Annotated in this window: 21 protein-coding genes; 10 read left to right on the top strand and 11 right to left on the bottom strand. The window is 42.7% G+C overall.

Annotation, left to right across the window (positions count from 1 at the left end; genetic code table 11):
• Nucleotides 1-42: 42 nt before the first annotated feature.
• Nucleotides 43-492, bottom strand: a complete 450-nt coding sequence (locus FPZ42_RS16355) for a GatB/YqeY domain-containing protein (RefSeq protein ID WP_146272923.1) — start codon at nucleotides 490-492, stop codon at nucleotides 43-45.
• 101 nt (nucleotides 493-593) lie between these two features.
• Nucleotides 594-1352, bottom strand: a complete 759-nt coding sequence (locus FPZ42_RS16350; protein WP_146272922.1) for an SDR family oxidoreductase — start codon at nucleotides 1350-1352, stop codon at nucleotides 594-596.
• A 187-nt stretch (nucleotides 1353-1539) separates the two neighbouring features.
• Here FPZ42_RS16350 and FPZ42_RS16345 point away from each other — a divergent pair, with 187 nt between their 5' ends.
• Entirely contained in the window at nucleotides 1540-2571 is a 1032-nt protein-coding gene (locus tag FPZ42_RS16345) for an aldo/keto reductase (RefSeq protein WP_146272921.1), read from the top strand.
• A 150-nt stretch (nucleotides 2572-2721) separates the two neighbouring features.
• Here the strand turns inward: FPZ42_RS16345 and FPZ42_RS16340 are convergent, their stop codons facing one another.
• Nucleotides 2722-3426 carry a 3-keto-disaccharide hydrolase gene (locus FPZ42_RS16340; protein WP_146272920.1) on the bottom strand — a complete coding sequence of 235 codons (705 nt, stop codon included), beginning with the start codon at nucleotides 3424-3426 and terminating at the stop codon, nucleotides 2722-2724.
• Nucleotide 3427: 1 nt separating this feature from the next.
• Nucleotides 3428-4804, bottom strand: coding sequence for a Gfo/Idh/MocA family protein (locus tag FPZ42_RS16335; protein WP_146272919.1), 1377 nt, complete (start codon nucleotides 4802-4804; stop codon nucleotides 3428-3430).
• A 214-nt stretch (nucleotides 4805-5018) separates the two neighbouring features.
• Here FPZ42_RS16335 and ubiE point away from each other — a divergent pair, with 214 nt between their 5' ends.
• Nucleotides 5019-5747, top strand: coding sequence for a bifunctional demethylmenaquinone methyltransferase/2-methoxy-6-polyprenyl-1,4-benzoquinol methylase UbiE (ubiE, locus tag FPZ42_RS16330; RefSeq protein WP_146272918.1), 729 nt, complete (start codon nucleotides 5019-5021; stop codon nucleotides 5745-5747).
• Complete coding sequence (gene porT / locus FPZ42_RS16325) at nucleotides 5744-6475, top strand: type IX secretion/gliding motility protein PorT/SprT (RefSeq protein ID WP_146272917.1); 732 nt, start codon at nucleotides 5744-5746, stop codon at nucleotides 6473-6475. The genes ubiE and porT overlap by 4 nt, the downstream gene beginning before the upstream one ends.
• Here the strand turns inward: porT and FPZ42_RS16320 are convergent.
• The gene (locus FPZ42_RS16320) at nucleotides 6462-6971 is read right to left on the bottom strand and encodes a GNAT family N-acetyltransferase (RefSeq protein ID WP_146272916.1); all 510 of its coding nucleotides are present in this window, start codon (nucleotides 6969-6971) and stop codon (nucleotides 6462-6464) included. The genes porT and FPZ42_RS16320 overlap by 14 nt on opposite strands.
• A 144-nt stretch (nucleotides 6972-7115) precedes the next feature.
• Entirely contained in the window at nucleotides 7116-7808 is a 693-nt protein-coding gene (locus FPZ42_RS16315; protein WP_146272915.1) for a S24 family peptidase, read from the bottom strand.
• A 405-nt stretch (nucleotides 7809-8213) separates the two neighbouring features.
• Between FPZ42_RS16315 and FPZ42_RS16310 the strand changes: the two genes are divergently transcribed.
• The gene (locus FPZ42_RS16310; protein WP_146272914.1) at nucleotides 8214-8630 is read left to right on the top strand and encodes a hypothetical protein; all 417 of its coding nucleotides are present in this window, start codon (nucleotides 8214-8216) and stop codon (nucleotides 8628-8630) included.
• Between the two features lie 68 nt (nucleotides 8631-8698).
• Here the strand turns inward: FPZ42_RS16310 and FPZ42_RS16305 are convergent, their stop codons facing one another.
• From FPZ42_RS16305 to FPZ42_RS16285, 5 genes are all read right to left on the bottom strand, one after another.
• On the bottom strand, nucleotides 8699-9025 hold the full coding sequence (locus FPZ42_RS16305; protein WP_146272913.1) for a hypothetical protein: 327 nt from the start codon (nucleotides 9023-9025) through the stop codon (nucleotides 8699-8701).
• 66 nt (nucleotides 9026-9091) lie between these two features.
• Nucleotides 9092-10369, bottom strand: a complete 1278-nt coding sequence (locus FPZ42_RS16300) for a sensor histidine kinase (RefSeq protein WP_146272912.1) — start codon at nucleotides 10367-10369, stop codon at nucleotides 9092-9094.
• A 197-nt stretch (nucleotides 10370-10566) separates the two neighbouring features.
• Nucleotides 10567-10845, bottom strand: coding sequence for an RNA recognition motif domain-containing protein (locus FPZ42_RS16295; RefSeq protein ID WP_146272911.1), 279 nt, complete (start codon nucleotides 10843-10845; stop codon nucleotides 10567-10569).
• A gap of 118 nt (nucleotides 10846-10963) precedes the next feature.
• On the bottom strand, nucleotides 10964-11557 hold the full coding sequence (locus FPZ42_RS16290; RefSeq protein WP_146272910.1) for a hypothetical protein: 594 nt from the start codon (nucleotides 11555-11557) through the stop codon (nucleotides 10964-10966).
• Nucleotides 11558-11731: 174 nt separating this feature from the next.
• The gene (locus FPZ42_RS16285; protein WP_146272909.1) at nucleotides 11732-12973 is read right to left on the bottom strand and encodes a hypothetical protein; all 1242 of its coding nucleotides are present in this window, start codon (nucleotides 12971-12973) and stop codon (nucleotides 11732-11734) included.
• Nucleotides 12974-13172: 199 nt separating this feature from the next.
• On the opposite strand from FPZ42_RS16285, the gene FPZ42_RS16280 reads away from it, so the two are divergent.
• From FPZ42_RS16280 to FPZ42_RS16255, 6 genes are all read left to right on the top strand, one after another.
• On the top strand, nucleotides 13173-13625 hold the full coding sequence (locus FPZ42_RS16280; protein ID WP_186458798.1) for a terminase small subunit: 453 nt from the start codon (nucleotides 13173-13175) through the stop codon (nucleotides 13623-13625).
• A 9-nt stretch (nucleotides 13626-13634) separates the two neighbouring features.
• Nucleotides 13635-14858 (top strand): hypothetical protein, encoded by a 1224-nt coding sequence (locus tag FPZ42_RS16275; RefSeq protein WP_146272907.1) that lies wholly within the window; start codon nucleotides 13635-13637, stop codon nucleotides 14856-14858.
• 36 nt (nucleotides 14859-14894) lie between these two features.
• Nucleotides 14895-15596, top strand: coding sequence for a hypothetical protein (locus tag FPZ42_RS16270; protein WP_146272906.1), 702 nt, complete (start codon nucleotides 14895-14897; stop codon nucleotides 15594-15596).
• Nucleotides 15539-15736, top strand: a complete 198-nt coding sequence (locus tag FPZ42_RS16265; protein WP_146272905.1) for a hypothetical protein — start codon at nucleotides 15539-15541, stop codon at nucleotides 15734-15736. Before FPZ42_RS16270 ends, FPZ42_RS16265 begins: the two co-directional genes overlap by 58 nt.
• A 101-nt stretch (nucleotides 15737-15837) precedes the next feature.
• Nucleotides 15838-16278, top strand: coding sequence for a hypothetical protein (locus FPZ42_RS16260; protein ID WP_146272904.1), 441 nt, complete (start codon nucleotides 15838-15840; stop codon nucleotides 16276-16278).
• Nucleotides 16279-16303: 25 nt separating this feature from the next.
• A complete protein-coding gene (locus tag FPZ42_RS16255; protein ID WP_146272903.1) occupies nucleotides 16304-18085 on the top strand; it encodes a hypothetical protein in 1782 nt (593 codons plus the stop codon).
• Nucleotides 18086-18179: the final 94 nt, after the last annotated feature.

Raw genomic sequence — 18179 nt, 5'->3', positions numbered from 1 at the left:
AATACAGTTTCACACCTTTTATAGATAATTAAGCCGTTTACTTTACCCTAAAAGCTGCTTAACTACCTCAGATACAGTTTTACCATCGGCACGGCCGGCAAGCTCTTTATTGGCCACGCCCATTACCCTGCCCATATCTTTTACTGAGGTTACCTCTAACCTTGTTATCAGTTCTTGTATGTAACCTTCAATCTCAAAACGCGTCATTTGTTGTGGCAGGTATGGTTCAATAACATACATTTCGGCCATTTCAATATCGTAAAGGTCTTCGCGGCCTTGTGTTTTGTAAATGTCTGCAGATTCTTTACGTTGCTTTATCAGTTTTTGCAACACTTTTATCTCTGCTTCTTGCGTAAGTTCTTCGGCAGCACCCTTTTCTGTTTTAGCCAGCAGCAGAGCCGACTTAATGGCACGTAAGCCACGCAGCCTATCGGCCTGCTTGCTTAACATCGCCTGTTTAATATCCTGGTCTATTTGTGATATAAGTGACATTTTACTGAATTTTTTGTCCGGAAGTCCGATAAGTCGGAAAGTCCGGATTGGGTTGTTATATATTTCTTCTTTCGGACTTTCCGACTGCGGACTTTCCCGACTTACTTCTTTAAAACATTTGTTGCCGTAGCTTGCGCCGTGGGCATTATTAACAGGTCATTGATGTTTACATGCGCTGGGCGCGATACCACGAACCAAATAGTTTCAGCTATATCTGTTGCCTTTAACGGCTCAAAACCTTGGTAAACCTTTTTGGCTCTTTCTTTATCTCCTTTAAAGCGTACTTCAGAAAATTCCGTCTCTACCATACCCGGATGAATCGCCGTTACCTTAATACCATGCGACAACAGATCTATCCGCATTGATTTGGTAAGCGCATCAACAGCGTGCTTGGTAGCACAATAGACGTTTCCGCTAGGATAAACTTCTTTACCGGCTATTGAGCCGATGTTGATAATATGCCCGCCGCCGTTGGTTATCATCCAGTTTGATACCAGCTTGCTTACGTAAAGTAAGCCTTTAATGTTGGTATCTATCATAGTGTCCCAATCATCGTAGCTTCCTGCATTAATGGGATCAAGCCCCTGGCTTAAGCCGGCATTATTCACCAGAACGCTAACCTGTCGCCATTTTGACGGTAAACTTTCCAGACTACGGAGTGTATCCTCGCGGTTACGCACATCAAATGATGATACCGCTATTTCTACGTTATATTTATCATTAAGGTACCCTGCAACTTTCTCAAGCCTGTCTAACCGTCGGCCCGTAAGTATAAGATCGTAACCTTGCTGTGCGAAAGTATGTGCACAAGCCTCGCCAATGCCGGCGGTGGCACCTGTTATTAAAGCTATTTTTGACATAATAGATGTAACTATCGGCAGCGAAATTATGTTTTTATACCGACTTTATTTGTCTTTTTATGGTAAGGATAGTTTGGCGCAAATAATCCATTATGGTATTTGCATGATATTTGGGAAACATTTACTACCGAGATTTGATGCCGTTGGCATTTAGCCTTAACAATACATTTACTATAAATATTACACTATGGAATACAGACAGTTAGGAGGATCGGGCTTGCATGTGCCCGTGCTAAGTTTTGGAACTGCAACCTTTGGTGGCAAAGGAGACTTTTTTAAGGCCTGGGGCAATACTCAATTAGAGGACGCCAAAAAATTGGTTCACTTATGCCTTGATGCAGGTGTAAACTTCTTTGACACCGCCAACGTTTATTCTCGCGGTGTATCTGAGGAGATTTTAGGCCAAGCGCTCGAAGGATTGCGCAATCGCGTTTTGATATCTACAAAAGCAACCTTTCGTATGGGCGACGGCCCCAACGATTTTGGTTCTTCGCGCTATCATTTAACCATTTCTGTTGAAGAAAGCCTGAAACGTTTGAAAACAGACCACATTGACATTTTCCATTTACATGGCTTTGACGGCAACACCCCGGTTGAAGAAACACTGCGCACGCTGGATGACCTGATCAGCGCAGGTAAGATCCGTTATATAGCCTGTTCAAATTTCTCGGGCTGGCATTTAATGAAGTCGTTATCGGTATCTGAGCGTTACGGATGGGCTAAGTACATTGCCCATCAGGCCTACTACTCATTGTTAGATCGTGACTTTGAATGGGAACTGATGCCTTTAGGAATTGACCAAAACGTGAGCACCATTGTATGGAGTCCGCTGGCATCTGGTCAGTTGGGTGGTAAATATCGCCGCGGCCAGGAGTTGCCGAAAGATAATCGCCGCGCGCAGGGCGGCAGCCACGGACCGGAAACAGATTACGAACGACTTTATACAATTGTTGATGCCTTAGACCAGGTTGCCGAAGAAACAGGCAAGTCTGTTGCGCAAGTAGCCATTAACTGGTTATTGCAACGTCCAACGGTTGCCAACATTATTATAGGTGCCCGTAATGAGGAACAACTAAAACAAAATCTGGATGCCGTAGGCTGGAACCTGACTACGGAGCAAGTTAAAAAACTTGATGCCGCCAGCGACCGAGACCCGATCTATCCATACTGGCACCAACGCCAGGATGTAGGGTTAAATCCATTACCGAAGTTTTATTAAAATAAAGAAGGCCCTGCAAATGCAGGGCCTTCTTTTTACCCCGTCATTGCGAGGAGCCGGCAGGCGACGTGGCAACCCTCGATACCCAAAGAGGCTCTGTATGTCGGGGATTGCCACGCTACGCTCGCAATGACAAGTTTGGTTTGATACTTATAACTCCTTTATCTTAATGTTTCGGTAATAAGCTTTATGCCCATGATCTTGCAGGGCAATGTGGCCTGTTTTAGCCATACCGTATTCGGGATGGTCTTTCCATTTGCCTTCGGCTTTGCGTTTTTGCCAGTCGGCATCCCAGGCGGTAAACTCCACGATTTTTTTACCGTTCAGCCAGTGCTCAACATGGCCTTTATTGAAAATGATCTTACTGGTATTCCATTGTCCTACCGGCATTATTTTTTTGTTGCCGTTTGCAACATGCATAGCATAATCCGCACCGGTTTTTTGCCAATCTTCCAGTTTATCCGGCACCCAGCCTATGTCATCTATTATCTGGTATTCGGGACCAGTTAAATAAGCTGCATCATACTTCGGATCCTCAACCACATGGTAAAGCACGCCGCTGTTGCTGCCTTTATCAATCTTCCACTCCCAGGTCAACTCAAAGTTGTCGTATTCCTTGTCGGTAACAATATCGCCACCGGTATCAGTGCCTTTCACGGCGCCAAGGCAAACCAAAGCGCCATTTTCTACCTCCCAGTTTTTAACCGGGCCTGTTTTGTTAAAGCCGTGCCATCCCGCAAGGTCTTTGCCATCAAAAAGATTTACCCATCCGTTCTTTTTGGCCTGGGCAAAACTTTGTGAGCCTGCGGCACATAATAACGCTGCAAAGCTCAAAATTTTAATATGCTTTTTCATACTAAGCTTTCTTAATCATTTTCATGTTCTCCGGATCCCAGAACATCGGGCTGTTCTTGTAGTAACTATCATTACATAATAAAGCTGGCGCGGCTGCACGATAACCAAAAACAGCATCTTCGGTAACCTTACCGTTATTGCGGATGGCAGTTATCCAGTTATTCATATGGTCATACGGCCCACCCAGGTAGCCTTTTTCGGCATTGTAAGTAATTTCCTCAGGAGGAAGTATTTGTTTGCGAGAGCTATTGCTTTGACCTGCTTTACGTAGCTTTTCCAAATAGAATGGATCATCGGAAGCGATGGTTTTATTGCGCTTAAGTGTAACACTATCCCATGTTATATCCATAGAGCCTTCGCTGCCAACTAACTTTAAGTATGTAGTACCGCTGGTGCCATCAACGAAATTACAACGAAGCGAAAGGTTAAATGCCGGGTGGGCAGCAGTTTTACCATAATCAAACGTACCTAACAACACATCCGGCACTTCGCGGCCATCGTTCCAGTAACGCAGTCCGCCCGAAGCGTAGATCTTATTCGGTCCCATGGAATCGGTAATGAAGTGTAAGCTGCTAAAAAGGTGCACGAATAAATCGCCAGCCATACCAGTACCGTAATCAGTATAATTTCTCCAGCGGAAGAATCTTTTTGAATCGTAAGGGCGTTTTTGCACGTTGCTGACATAAGTTTCCCAGTCAACAGTTTGCGGCGAAGCATCATCCGGTATAGGGTATTGCCAAACCTCAATGGGTGCGCGGCGCGCCCAAAAACCTTCGGCGTAATTAAGCTGACCGATAGCGCCGCTTTTTAAGAGTTCGTGTGCTTTTTCATTGCCTAATGATGATACGCCCTGGCTACCTACCTGGAATACTTTACCAGTTTCTTTTTGGGCCTTTATTACCGCAGGGCCTTCGGCAACCGAGTGTACCATCGGTTTTTCGCAGTAAACGTGTTTACCGGCGTGCATGGCATCAACAGATATTTGCTGGTGCCAGTGATCGGGCGTTGCTATAATAACGGCATCAATATCTTTACGATTAAGTATTTCCTTGTAAACCTTGGTAGTGAAAATATCATTACCCCAGCGCTTTTTAGCATCTGCCAAACGGCCATCGTATAGGTCACAAACGGCAACCAACTTTACACCCGGCACTTGCAGGGCTACAATGGTATCCTGCGTACCCATACCTCCGGCACCAATCAAGGCTATGTTTACCTGATCATTAGGGCCGAACGGCTTGTATTCCTTTTTAAGGTAATAGAACGATGGCGTGTTTTTGTCGGCAGCTAAAAGACTGCTGCCGGCGGCAACTGCAGCGGTGGTAGTAGCAAGCTTTTTTAAAAAGCCTCTGCGCGACGCTTCAGAATTTTCTTTCATGGTTATCAGTATAGTTTAGTTTGAAATTTAAGTTTTTAAAAGCAAGAACTGCTGAACTGTGAAGATAGAACTTTATGTTAAAAGTGCATAATCAATAGTTTATTTGGATAATTGGCGGTAGGTAAGAGTTAATTATTGCAAACTAATTTGAGTGTTGAGTACCAATGTTAAAACGGTACAAGCTACAAAAATACTTATCTTTACTGCCGAAAACATGAGCAAAACAGTAACTCCATATCAGAACCAGGCTACCAAAAAAGAACAGGTTGCCGATATGTTCAACAATATCTCTAAAACCTATGATTTTCTTAATCACTTTATGTCGTTAGGGATAGATATCATTTGGCGGAAGAAAGCGATAAACGAATTAAAAAAAGACCAGCCCAAGCTGATATTGGATGTTGCTACCGGCACCGGCGATTTTGCATTTGAGGCACTTAAATTGCTTAAACCCGAGAAGATCATCGGGGTTGATATATCTGCCGGCATGCTTGAGGTAGCTAAGCAAAAGATAGCCAAACGTGGCCTTAGTGATAAATTTGAAGTTAAACTTGGCGACTCTGAAAAGCTCCCTTTTAACGATAACGGATTTGATGCGGTTACTGTTGCTTACGGCGTTCGCAACTTTGAAGACCTTGAAAAAGGGCTTACAGATATTAACCGAGTTTTAAAACCCGGAGGCAAGGCCGTAGTGCTCGAGTTTTCTAAACCCAAGGGCTTCCCTGTTAAGCAGCTCTATAACTTTTATTTTAATTATATAACGCCGGGCATAGGCAAGCTTTTCTCTAAAGACGCAAGGGCTTACACTTATTTGCCTGAGTCTGTAGCCGCCTTCCCGGATGGAGAGGCATTTAGGGCGATAATGAACAAGGCTGGTTTTAAAGAAACCAAGGTAAGGCCGCTGCTATTTGGCATCTGCTCCATTTATACCGGCATTAAATGATAAAACTCCGGCTCCTAACCATCATTATACTGGTGTGCTGCAGCAATAAGCTATTTGCGCAAGCCTGGGGTGGGGGCGCCGACCAGAACGATCTCAGTTTCGGTTTTTTATTCTCTTATGTACAAAGCCACTTTGATGTAGTTAAAAAGCCTGATTGGCAAACGCCTTTCCGTGACCCGCAAAACAACAATGAGGCGGTGACCACATTCAGGAAGGCAATTTTTTCACCCTCGTCGCCCGGCTTTGCGGTTGGCTTTATTACCCGCTATAGATTAACCGACCATTTGGAAACAAGGGTAACACCCTCCCTCCTGTTTGCCGATAGAAAAGTGGCTTATTACTACGATAATCCGAATGAAAATGTGGTAAAATCTGTACAAACCACAACCGTTGATTTCCCGCTTCAACTAAAGCTAAAATCTGACAGGATCGCCAACATGCGGGTTTATCTTTTAGGAGGGCTCAAATATTCGCAAAGCATAGGCTCGAAGAAAGACCCAGGCGATAATATTGACCCTACAGAACGATTGCTGCGAAACGTTAAAGGATATTCTTCTTATGAGGTTGGGGCGGGCTTCGATATTTATTTCGAATACTTTAAGCTTTCGCCGGAGATCAAGTTCTCCAACTCCTTTACCAATATGCTGGTACAGGACAACACCCCCTATGCCACCCCGCTCAGCAAACTTGGTTTGCGTACCTTGATGTTCAGCCTTATTTTTGAGTAGGCAGTCGCTTCTCAAAACACACAAACTTCAATCCCGGTCTAAATTGTAAGGTGATCTCACCTTTAAATTCGTAGCCCATTTTTGGGAACAAACGTTGAGTAGCTACATTCTGGCTGTTAGTATCAACACGTAATAAAGGAATATTCCGTTCCAATGCCACAATCTCTGCCTGCTGCATCAGTTCCGCGGCTATACCCCTGCCCTGGTAACGCGGACTAACCGCCAAACGGTGGGTAACTATCGCTTCTTCATTGATGTCCATTCCGGCTTGTGCATATTCCGGATATTGCTCTGTAGTTATGGCTGTTACTCCGGCAATTTCATTATCAATCTCAGCGACCCAAAGCTGGCCTTCGTTTATATCCTGCTCAAAAACTTGCGGGTTTGGATAGGTATCATCCCATTGCAGGTTACCGCTTGCGCGCATAACAGGCACAACCTCTTTAACCAGTTGCATTATTTGAGGGATATCGGAGATAAGGGCTAAACGAATCATACTAAGTAAAAGTCAAAATTAAAAAGTCAAAAAGCCTGGTTAACTAACGCGTCATTGAGGAAGCCTCACCTAAATCCTCTCCAAAGGAGAGGACTTAAATACCCCACCATTAGAAGCCTGTACTTGGAGAGGGCAGGGTGAGGCCTAATGATTATGTTTTTTATGGATATCCTTCACCAGGCAGAGCTTTTTTATCTCATCAATGCGTATTGGGAAAGGAGCATATTTTAGACGGCCACCTACCATTTCAGTTACATTATCTGAATGGGCGATAACCTCTTCCGGGTTATCACTTGCTAACAGGCGTTTATACATTCGGTAATCACCCCACTCTATATAGTACACCTCACCGGGTAATATTTTTTTATCATTGATGATCTTTAATGCAACCCAACAGCCGTTCTCCAGGTAAGGGTACATAGAGTGCCCCCAAACCGGCAGCGCAAAATCACACTCCTCTATTCCCGGGAAGTTCATACGGCCTACAGGTAACGAATCATTGATGTCATTATACACCTCAACGCCTGATGCTGTTGCAATAATGTCATACATAGGTATCCCCTCTTCTGAACGCTGCACTACAGGTTTTTCTGAGGTTTTACGGATACCAAGCTGTTCTCCAAATTTTTCTTTAAAAATCTTGAGTTTTTCAGGATCAATATTCTGCCTGCTTTTAATGATCTCAGTAATTGAGCTTGCTGAATTAAAGCCAATCGCTTCTGCCAATTCAGTATTATTATTAAAAGCACGGCCTCTTAACTGGTTATATAAAATGATAAACTCCAGTGTTTCAGGCCTTACTGTTTTTATCTTGTTTGGTTTTGATGGATCTTCCATATCGAATAAAAATATTTAAAGATTTTTCTTGATTTAAATCAAGAATATTCTTTATATTTGTTTTGTCAATCAGGGCAATATAGTACTAAATAATTTGTCATCCAAAATCCGGATTACAGATATTAAAGAAAATACTTTACAAACTGTTTGATAAATTTAAATCAATTTATATGCACATTGTTTACTCCGCACTCAGAACTAAAACAATAAACGGCTCAAAACAGCTATCAAAAAAAGAATTACAGCAACGGTACGAAGGTTATCAACGAGCCTGTGCTAAGTATAGTGGTGAAATCACTGCGATACAAAAATATCTTCCCAGCTGGTCGCCAAAATTTATTCAATCCCTATAACGCAGGCAACGACGCGATAACAGATCATCTGATAATAACCAACAAACACGCCATGATACGACTTTCACAAAAATTTCGCGACCAACTTTGGTGGCTGATCATTACAGTAGATTACAATTACAGCCGAATCTGTATAGCAGACCACGACCTGACGGACGACACATTAACGCTGTGGCTTGAAGATAAGCAGGACTTTAAAAACTCACTTGATGATTGCCTGAGAATGGAAATCCCCGTAAAATCATTTGCTAAGATCATCAAATGCGAAAACATGAACAGCTACGAAGGCCAAAAGCTGCACCCGAACAAGCAATATGCTTACCGTGCTCGAATACAAATAAACGAGGCTATTGACTGGTATAAACAAGACGCATCATTAGCTGAACAACAATGGGCACGGGAAGCTATGTTGAAAGCAGTGCTTACACAACTAGTAGAGACAGAAGCAACTGCGCATAGGGGCTGGTAATATATATGCCATATAGCATATATTACATAGCAAGCATGAACTATACATAATGGGTGTATTAAAATGAATTAATTGGTTTTTACCAATTGTTCTGATTCAACCAATTCTTCAACTTCGGCTATGGCTTCTGCAGGGGCACTGGCGTAGTTGAGTTTCCTGAAGCGCCAGATAGCAAAAGCCGGCTCCTGGAAACGGTTGATCAATTTGAAAAATTTAGGGAAATTATGAACTTCATCGAGCAGCACGCCGGTAACAATACCGTTGTTGTCTAATATCTCGCGGATGGTGTACTCTTTATCTTTGGTGATCCAGATCTCAAAGTCGCGACGTATCTCTTCGTTCTTTTCAGGATCAATCTTATCATTAATGCAAACTACTTTATCGCCCGGCCTCATGTTAAGTCAAAATTGGAAATTCAATATTAAAAACCCGTCAGTTCAACATAATGTTTTCGACTTTATTTACACAGGTATTGCTACAAAAAACGTAGTACCTACCATTGGTTCACTTTCGGCCCAGATACGGCCGTCCTGCAACTCGGTAAATTCTTTGCAAAGCAACAGCCCTAAGCCTACTCCTTTCTCATTGTCGGTACCAAAGGTTGAACTTACCCGGAGGGAGAATAGTTCGGGTAGTTTTTTAGGTGAGATGCCAACGCCGTTATCCGTAATACTGATGCGACACTCGTTACCGGCCCGCTCTGCTTTCATGCTTATTTCTCCACCCTTAGCAGTAAATTTGATCGCATTACTTAACAAATTCCGGATCACTAACTGAAGCATATCTGCATCCGCAATAATTCGGGTATCCCAATCGAGTTGGGCTGTCAGAATGATGTCTTTCTTAAGTGCGATAGATTTTTCAAGCTCAAGCGTATTAAAGAGGGCGTCTTTGAGGCTGATGTAGCTCAGCTTAACATTTACGCCATCCATTTGGGCTTTTGACCATACCAACAATTTCCCAAGCATATCTATTGTACGGCGGGTTACCTTAAGAAGGTCGCTTTCAACCATACGCCGTTCTTGCGTGTCAAGCCCATACTCAGTAACCAATTCAAGGTAATTTTGAATATTGCTCAAAGGCGACCGGAGGTCATGAGCTATTATTGACATCAACTTGTTCTTTTCTGTATTGATACGTTCAAGCTCCTGGTTCTGCGCAATTATCTGTATGTTCTTTTCTTCGATAGACTGTGCCTTTATCGATGCCGAGCGGCGCTCGTAATCATAGTTTCTGCGCAGGTAATTTATGGTGTAATAAAGCACTACAACAACCACTAAATAAGCTGACGAAATATCCCAATAACGATCCTCGCGGCTCTTGTAAGTATTGGGGATCAACTTCGGGTAATAATATTCAACCCAGGTTCCTGTTAGTACGATCGCGATATTGAGCAGCATCCAAAACCTTTGCTGGCTTTTTGGCACAACGCAAAAGATCAGGAACATACAAAGCCCCATCAGCAATGCCGTAGGCCCTTGCGTACCAGAATTAATGATAAAGTTGACAAGGAAAAGCAAATTGCCAACAATAGTGAAAACTACCATTGTTGATTTTATCTTACCCTGGTACCTGGATCGATAATAAAGGAACGAGAAGATGGTTAGCGTTACCAGGCTTATGAGAGATACCAACGGTAAACCTATAGCGTAATTGAACGGGACGTTATAGGCAAGCGCAATGATCACCAGGATACACAACGAATGAAATATCCTAACTTCTAAAGGGAATTCGGCCATTGAGCCGGTTAACTTTAGCCACAAACGATTGATGTGCGATAAAAGGCGCAAAGGGGTATTTTTATATACAACAATACAAATAAAAAGCTATACCACTACTGTTATTGTTGTATTTTCCGTTATGTGTTTTTTTGAGGCACTAAATTAAAAGGCATAAAAAAAGCCGGTGATTCCGGCTTTCTTTATCTAAAATGATGTTAGTTGCGACTAAAACTCGAGCGGTTAAAACCAGGCCCGTTATCTTCTGCAACGTTAACAGTAATACGTTTACCGTAATAGCTTTGGCCATTCATACATTTGATGGCTTCTTTTGCTTCGTCATCATTAACCATTTCAACAAAACCGAAGCCTCTGCTTTGTTTGGTTTCACGGTCTTTGATAATTCTAAGGGACTTAACAGGCCCAAAATCTTCAAAAACTGCATTTAGTTCGGCCTCGCTCACTTCCAGCGGTAGGCCACCAATAAATACTTTCATTAAACTCCTTTTCTTTTTTGCAAATATAAGCAAAAAAAGGCGTTTTTTGAGCCCCGAAGGCCACAAATCCTTATTGTAAATTGTTTTTTACAATAATGTGTCAAAGTTACACGTATGCTTATTTTTTTTCTTTTAAACGCAACTCGAATGTCCCTTCCACCCGATAAAACGGAGAATTTGATTTTTCATCTTTTGTTAAAAAGGTAAAGAACGTTCCTTTGGCAAGTGTGTCGTTCTTCATGTAAGAGGTTAAATGGATTACACCTGAGTCGCCGGGTTTGGCGTAAGGTGTTAGCGTGTACTGGTTGGTATGCATAGCATCTTTCATTACCAGTAACTGCCCGCCGGCTACGGCTTTAATAACACTATCTGTAGCTATGCCTTTAGAGCTTATGCCGAAGCTTACATCATGCGCTTTATTAATAGCAGTTAAACCAAAGTAATGGTTATTGCCGCTTTTCAAATTAACAAATGCAACCGAGTCGGTCGCGGCATTAAAAGTGTAAACAGAATCCTGAAGTTTTAAAGTAAGCGTACCTGAAGTTGCAAGATAATTATCAGGCGATGTTGCCTTAAGCGCACTATCAGCAGCAAGGGATGCTTTATAGTTAAGAACCGCCTGCTCGTTAGTGTCTTTTTGACACGCCGATATGAAGCCCACAAGGAACATCATCAAAACGACATAGCATTTAGTAAACCTTCTTAACTGCATAATAAGATGCAATAAAGCTACAAAATCATTATTAATTATCTACAGCGACAACCCTTACCGCACTGTTTTTAACATTTTTTAACGTTACTGATATAACGGAGTGACTATCATAAAGGTTTGCTCAAAATAATTAAATTTCATCAAATTTTCATTTATTTTTTAGTTAAGCCATTGTTAAAATATTTCGCCAACGGTCACAAATATCCCTTTTGATCCCTGGCTGCCAAAACCATAATCAATCGCGATGTTGGTTTTGGATACTTTATTCAATTTGATCCGGACGCCGGCACCGTATCCGGGCTGCACTTTCTGCAATTTTGTTCCGGGCTCGGCAGAGAAGGATTCGGCATTACCAAATACAACACCGCCCAGTAATCCGTTTCGGGTAAGGCCAAAACGGTACTCGGCCTCGCCGTAAACCATTTGTGAGCCTCTAAAGCGCCCCTGGATATATCCCCTGCCTGTACCGTTATATTGATCCCACGTGTTGGCAGGCAGATCGAGGTAAGGTGGCTTACCACCAAGCACCAGCCAATTGTAACTCCATAGGGCCAATACGTTGTGGGATTGCTCAGGGAAGCGAAAATATTTCCTTACATCGATGATCAATGATTGCCATGAAGATGTGCTGCCTAAAAACAGTTTGTTATCCCTGTATTGCATAGCAGCATAGAAACCTTTTGATGGGTTAATGGAATTATCCCTTACATCAAACAAAGCATTGAGCGTTATCCCTGAAGATGTGGTACTGCTTTGCGGGCCGTATTTAGCATAGTCAGATACGCTGCCATCGGGGTTGCCTTTTTCAGAAATGTTGAAATGGTTATCAAAAATAAACCCGGCACCTGCGTAAAGGTTGCCCACAATGCGCGTAAGTATTGTTTCATAAAAGCGGAACAATGTATAGTCCATCGGATTTTCGTTAGCCGCTTTGGAATCTGTGCCTAAGCCGAACGTGCTTTGCGGATATTTGTAGTATTTGATATCCCCGATAAAATTGAAACGGTCGCCACTAGTCCAGATGTTGGATTGAAGCGGGATAATGATCTGCTTGTTTTGCGTGTAAGCGGAGTTTGAATTAATTGTTGAAATACGCGTATTACCCGGAACCCTGAACGCCACATTACCTGCAAGCGTAACCGCAAACTTTGTTTGCAGCGTATAACCTACTGCAGGAAGTATCGAAAAAACCGGCTTTGAACCGATAACTTTAGTTGGTTCGTTAGTTACATGGCCTTTTTTGTTAAAGATCCCTTTAATGATATCGTAAAGGTCTTTCTGCTGCAGGGTATCGGCCTGGTTGATCTCAAGGGTGTCAGTTATCCTGCTTTGGCTTAGTTTTACTGTACTTTTATCCTGCGCGTAAACCAATATAGGGAAAACGATGATGAACATCGTAGCTGTAAGTATTTTCATTATATCGAACAAGGGTTAGGGGAACCTCCAATTCCGGCGCAAATATAATCCATTTTAAAACAGACTACTTTTCGAGCGCAACAGTTACAGCAAATCTAACTTAAATTTAATCCTAAAAATATTAGCCAAAGCCAAATAAATTTCTTATCTTTGTATATAAAATATGCCGTTCGGCATTTTAAGCATAAACAAATCTTTCATGTCTCCATCTATTAGTACCAAACCTTATGGTAAGCGTATTGCTGATTATTTTGAATTTATAAAAGGGCAATATCATTTGGAGGAGGTTCCGGATAAAAAAGATCCTGCTGTAACAACTAAACAAAAGGTTTATGACCGTGAACCCGAGCCCCCTACCCTTACCGGCATGGCACTGTTTTTAGGTTTTACCAGTTTGGAGGAATACGAAGCTTACGAGCAAAAAGGTCATTTTAAAGCCCAGTTGCGAATGGGCAGATTGATGATTGCTGCAGAGTACGAAAAACGGCTTCATTACCAGCCTTCCACAGGTGCCATATTTGCGCTAAAAACTTTGGGGTGGAACGAAAGACACGAGCAATCTGCAACAATTGATCAGCCTAAAAATATCACAATTGCTGTAACCACCACCGGCCCCAAAATAGCAGAAAATGAAAAAGAGGTTAACCTTTAACCAAATCATATGTATGAAAAAACATCTATCCTGTTTAAACAAAATTTTGAAAGTAACTCGCCGGTAGTTGTAAATCAAGGCGGCAGTAACTCGGGAAAGACCTTTGCCATTTTGCAGGTTCTGTTTTGTATGGCTATAGCTACACCTAAGCAGGTTATTACAGTTGTGGGGCAGGATATACCTAACCTAAAGGCAGGCGCCCTGCGCGATGCCTTAAGCATTTATGAGGATTCACCCCTACTTAAGTCACTCGTAAAAAACTACAACAAAACCGACCGCCAGTTCCAATTTTTCAACAATAGTATTTTAGAGTTCAAGAGCTACAGCGATGCGCAGGACGCCAAGGCCGGTAAACGCGATTATCTGTTTGTTAATGAAGCAAATGGCATAGACTGGGATGTTTACAGCGAATTGGCATTACGCACCCGTAAACGTGTTTTTATTGATTACAACCCTAATACAGGCTTTTGGGCTCACGAAAAACTAATTGGCAAGCCCAATGTGCAATTGCTGATATCAGACCACCGGCATAACCCTTTTATAGATGAACCCACACGCAACAAAATAGAAGCCATTAAGGACGAAGATGTGGAACAGTGGAAAGTTTATGCCCGCGGTGTAACAGGTAAATTGCGTGGGTTGGTGTTTGATAAATGGCATATTTGTGAACATATACCCGCGGAGGCAAAGCTTATTGCCGCAGGCCTTGATTTTGGTTACAGTCAGGACCAAACCGGTTGCATTGTTGTGTATAAGCAAAATGGGGAACTGTGGGTTGACGAACTGCTTTACGACAAGGGCCTCACCAACGATGATCTATCAAAAAGGCTTAAAGCAGCCGGCTTGAGTAAAAACACGGAGATCATAGCCGATAGCGCCGACCCTAAATCGATCGAGGAACTTAAACGTTTAGGCTGGTACGTTACACCGGCAAAAAAAGGTGCTGATAGCGTTGTGAACTCTATCGACATCCTTAAGCGATACATGATTAACGTTACCCGCAGCAGTGTTAATTTACGTAAGGAATTAGGCACATACATTTGGCGAACAGGCAAGGACGGTAACGCCATCAATTATCCTGTAGACCTGCATAACCACCTTATAGATCCGCTGCGGTATATTGCTTTAAACAAGCTAAAAATTGCCGGTAGCAAGCATTTACAAAGCCGTTTCCCCTACGTGCCCGCAACTGGCAAAAAAGATATCCTTGACGACCTCATCGGCACTTCATAAGTATTAAAGCTTCACAATTAAATTATTAAAACTTATATGATAGAAAAAACCCTGTTAACTGCCCATGGTAAATTACGCCTCAAAATTCCGTCGAGCCTGGCTGAAATAACCCTCGGCCAGATGATGGCCCTACAGGCTAAAAAGGAACTTAGCGACCTTGATGCCATCAGCATACTATCAGGCACGGCACTTTCGAGCCTGCAACAAATAAACAGCGGTAACGAATTGTTGCAGTTCACCGATACCATCCTTAACCTATCGCATCAGATCAAATACCTTTACAATGCAGAAGCTATCCCGAAAGAAATAGAATTGCCCGTAGATGGAAAAGCGGTGAAGATTAAAGTATCCAACAATTTGGCTATGGAGCCTGCGGGAGCGTTTATGGCCGCGCGGGATATTATTAATGATGAAGTAGCTGAATATGTTAAGCAGCATGGTGAAGAAGATTGGCAGGAAAATTTTAATCCATCATTAGATGCGTGCTGCAAAATATTGGCGCAATACTTTTACTGCCGGGCAACCGGCCAACCTTATGACGAATACAAAGCAGCAGAGTTTGCAGAAACCATTGAGCAATTACGGGTAACGGAGGCACTGCCCATTGCACGCCATTTTTTTATCAGCTATCCCAATTGGTTAACCAGGAAAACCAGCTTCTGGCATCGCCTGTATCAGCAATGGAAAAACGTGCTGGCATACAAGCGTTTGAAAAGTTTAAGTATATCAACACCATAAACGCACTGGCAGGCGGTGATGTCACCAAATGGCATCTTATACTGGCCATGCCTTATGAACGGGTGCTTACCAAACTGCTGCTCAACAAAACGGAGGCAGAATACCAGAAACGATATCACGAAATGATAGCGGCATCCTGACCAACAACTTTACTCTATCATCCTGTATATAATCAGCCGCAAGGCTCGTCCCTGTAAATCTCAAACCAAATGCTCCCTTGCAGGGATCGGGAGCTAACTTTATGCGAAATCAAATTGAAGCAATTGCAAAAAGCCTTAGCGCTTCCCCATCTTTCCTTTACGGCACAGAAAAGGAACTGAATACCCTGGCCGATGACATCACCTTTCCATGTGTATTTATGCACCCGTTGCAGCCTGTAATATTATCACCGCACGTGAATGGCTCTGTAAATAACGTATTTACACTTTACCTGGAGTTTCTATTTAAAACAGATTTTGGTCGCTTTACAGCAGAAAACGAAGATATTGTACAACAAGCCCTATTATTAGCCAATGAGTTTATTGTAAAAGCAAGCAAATATCGCGACGCAGAAGGTAGATACTTTAAAATAAAACCAGGCGAGAAAGCCAAGTGTGTTCCTGTGTACAATAAGTTTGATTCGAACACCACCGGCGTTGGCCTTACCATTACGCTTAACACCATGTACTTTAACGCTTATTGATCTTAACCCTTACAATCCCAACTACATGAATTTATTAGCCAGTCTGGTTTATAATTACCGGCCAACAACCAGGGTAGATGACAACGGAAGCCGGTCGGACAATGCACAGGTATCCATCGCTGTTTATGATGCTTTAACAGGCAAGCCAACCAACGGTAACTACTGCGTTGTAACCTATACCATAACAAACGAAGCTAATTTTGTAACCACGCTTACAGCAATAGTGCCCGGGTTAGAATATGTGATATATGATGGCGCAATAGCTCAGGTTAATTATGGCGGCAACGGGCAAATTATCTCTACATCAAGTAAACGCTTTGATATTGTTAGCGTAACACCAGGAAATCCCCCCACACCAAATGATGAGCCGCTGCCAAGCAGCCTGCTTATTACTGACGTCAAAGTAGATAAGGTAGAATCTGCCCAGGGCGCTAATGATGCGCAGATAACCGTTTACGCAACATCTAACTATCTGCCTATAGCGTACAAATTAGATGGCGTTATCACATCGGCATCACCGGTGTTCACAAACTTAAGTGGCGGCAGTCACACTATTACGGCCGTAGATGCATCAGGTGGTATAGCAAACTACACCATTTACATCCGCACCAATGTAAATTTGTTAGTGTCAGATCCATCAGTGAATTTACCGGGTGGCAACATTTCGCGATGGAGTGCTGCCTTTAACCCGATAATCTTCACCTACCAGCGACGCGATTTTGACGTAACCGCGTTAGAGCTCAATACAGCTGATAATAATACAAGAGTGATCACTAATACAGATGTGAGTTCTGTAACAGACGGAGACCTGATATACATAAAAACGCCTGCGTGTGAGGGCACTTATAAGGTTTTGGCTCGCTTCGATAATCAAACGCTGGTGATCGATATTCCGTTTACATTTGGCGATAATACCGCCGCCGACCGGAGTGGATTTATAAATATCAACAGGCTGCGACCATATTACAAAATGCTAACCCGGATAAGTTTTTTCGACAAGCTTACCGGCAAAGCATCTACCATAACTTCCACTAACAGACCAGATAATAAAGGTATTACCAGGGCAGATATCTCCAATTTCCTGCAAAGTTTGTTAAAGGCTGCCGACAGCAGCGATTATGCAGCTATAAACTTCCGCGATGATAATTTAAGTGCCAGTTACCAAATAGCGTACGCCCAGCATTGGGACGATGGTACCGACAATGGTCACACTACAGACTTTATCAGCATTGAAAAGCCTTATTATGTTTTATATTCCGCCCGGCAATTAGGTGATAAGTACGGCGGTAACATGGCTGCTTACGTGCCATTCACGAATGCGCCAAATGGTATTGAAAAAGCCAGATGGATTACGGACTTTGCAGAACCGGCATACAGTAACGGCTACCCATTTGATCTTAGTTTTATTTACAGCGAAGATCTGGTTGGTCGTGATATTTATGCAGAGATCATTCCGCTGGATATCAACCGCGATCCGCTGCCGGGTGCAACCAATAATTATCTTATGAATGATGATGGTGGCTGGCTGCTTAACAGTGATGGAAGCAGATACCTGATAGCTAAACAAACACTTGTTAAAGTGCCAGTTCCGGGTCAGTTAGGTTTAAACCGTTTGCTGGTACCAGGGCCGTTTGCCAGTAATGCGTATTACTTTAACGTTACGCTTAAATATGATAACAACGAAACAGCCCGCACAATTACTAAAACCCAAACTGTACGCATTGATGATGCCGTTGATGATCAATCGATTTATTTGCGATGGATAGGTTTAACCGGAGGTAATCACAAAACCGTGTCACAGATATAAGGCTGAAAGTCTTGGAAAGCCAGGTTGCCGTTATGCAACATCAAATAGGTCTCATCAGTTCTCCTGTACATAAATAACAGAGACCGTCATTTCA

It is taken from the genome of Mucilaginibacter achroorhodeus, assembly GCF_007846095.1.
Taxonomy (GTDB): Bacteria; Bacteroidota; Bacteroidia; order Sphingobacteriales; family Sphingobacteriaceae; genus Mucilaginibacter; species Mucilaginibacter achroorhodeus.
This window is presented reverse-complemented; position numbering and strand designations above follow the sequence as displayed.

Coding starts and splice junctions, on each gene's coding strand:
- porT (WP_146272917.1), top strand. CDS start 5,744: ATGATAAAACTCCGGCTCCTAACCATCATTATACTGGTGTGCTGCAGC.
- FPZ42_RS16280 (WP_186458798.1), top strand. CDS start 13,173: ATGTCTCCATCTATTAGTACCAAACCTTATGGTAAGCGTATTGCTGAT.
- FPZ42_RS16305 (WP_146272913.1), bottom strand. CDS start 9,025: ATGAGGCCGGGCGATAAAGTAGTTTGCATTAATGATAAGATTGATCCT.
- FPZ42_RS16255 (WP_146272903.1), top strand. CDS start 16,304: ATGAATTTATTAGCCAGTCTGGTTTATAATTACCGGCCAACAACCAGG.
- ubiE (WP_146272918.1), top strand. CDS start 5,019: ATGAGCAAAACAGTAACTCCATATCAGAACCAGGCTACCAAAAAAGAA.
- FPZ42_RS16265 (WP_146272905.1), top strand. CDS start 15,539: ATGGAAAAACGTGCTGGCATACAAGCGTTTGAAAAGTTTAAGTATATC.
- FPZ42_RS16340 (WP_146272920.1), bottom strand. CDS start 3,426: ATGAAAAAGCATATTAAAATTTTGAGCTTTGCAGCGTTATTATGTGCC.
- FPZ42_RS16310 (WP_146272914.1), top strand. CDS start 8,214: ATGATACGACTTTCACAAAAATTTCGCGACCAACTTTGGTGGCTGATC.
- FPZ42_RS16335 (WP_146272919.1), bottom strand. CDS start 4,804: ATGAAAGAAAATTCTGAAGCGTCGCGCAGAGGCTTTTTAAAAAAGCTT.
- FPZ42_RS16300 (WP_146272912.1), bottom strand. CDS start 10,369: ATGGCCGAATTCCCTTTAGAAGTTAGGATATTTCATTCGTTGTGTATC.
- FPZ42_RS16275 (WP_146272907.1), top strand. CDS start 13,635: ATGTATGAAAAAACATCTATCCTGTTTAAACAAAATTTTGAAAGTAAC.
- FPZ42_RS16285 (WP_146272909.1), bottom strand. CDS start 12,973: ATGAAAATACTTACAGCTACGATGTTCATCATCGTTTTCCCTATATTG.
- FPZ42_RS16315 (WP_146272915.1), bottom strand. CDS start 7,808: ATGGAAGATCCATCAAAACCAAACAAGATAAAAACAGTAAGGCCTGAA.
- FPZ42_RS16355 (WP_146272923.1), bottom strand. CDS start 492: ATGTCACTTATATCACAAATAGACCAGGATATTAAACAGGCGATGTTA.
- FPZ42_RS16320 (WP_146272916.1), bottom strand. CDS start 6,971: ATGATTCGTTTAGCCCTTATCTCCGATATCCCTCAAATAATGCAACTG.
- FPZ42_RS16350 (WP_146272922.1), bottom strand. CDS start 1,352: ATGTCAAAAATAGCTTTAATAACAGGTGCCACCGCCGGCATTGGCGAG.
- FPZ42_RS16345 (WP_146272921.1), top strand. CDS start 1,540: ATGGAATACAGACAGTTAGGAGGATCGGGCTTGCATGTGCCCGTGCTA.
- FPZ42_RS16270 (WP_146272906.1), top strand. CDS start 14,895: ATGATAGAAAAAACCCTGTTAACTGCCCATGGTAAATTACGCCTCAAA.
- FPZ42_RS16295 (WP_146272911.1), bottom strand. CDS start 10,845: ATGAAAGTATTTATTGGTGGCCTACCGCTGGAAGTGAGCGAGGCCGAA.
- FPZ42_RS16290 (WP_146272910.1), bottom strand. CDS start 11,557: ATGCAGTTAAGAAGGTTTACTAAATGCTATGTCGTTTTGATGATGTTC.
- FPZ42_RS16260 (WP_146272904.1), top strand. CDS start 15,838: ATGCGAAATCAAATTGAAGCAATTGCAAAAAGCCTTAGCGCTTCCCCA.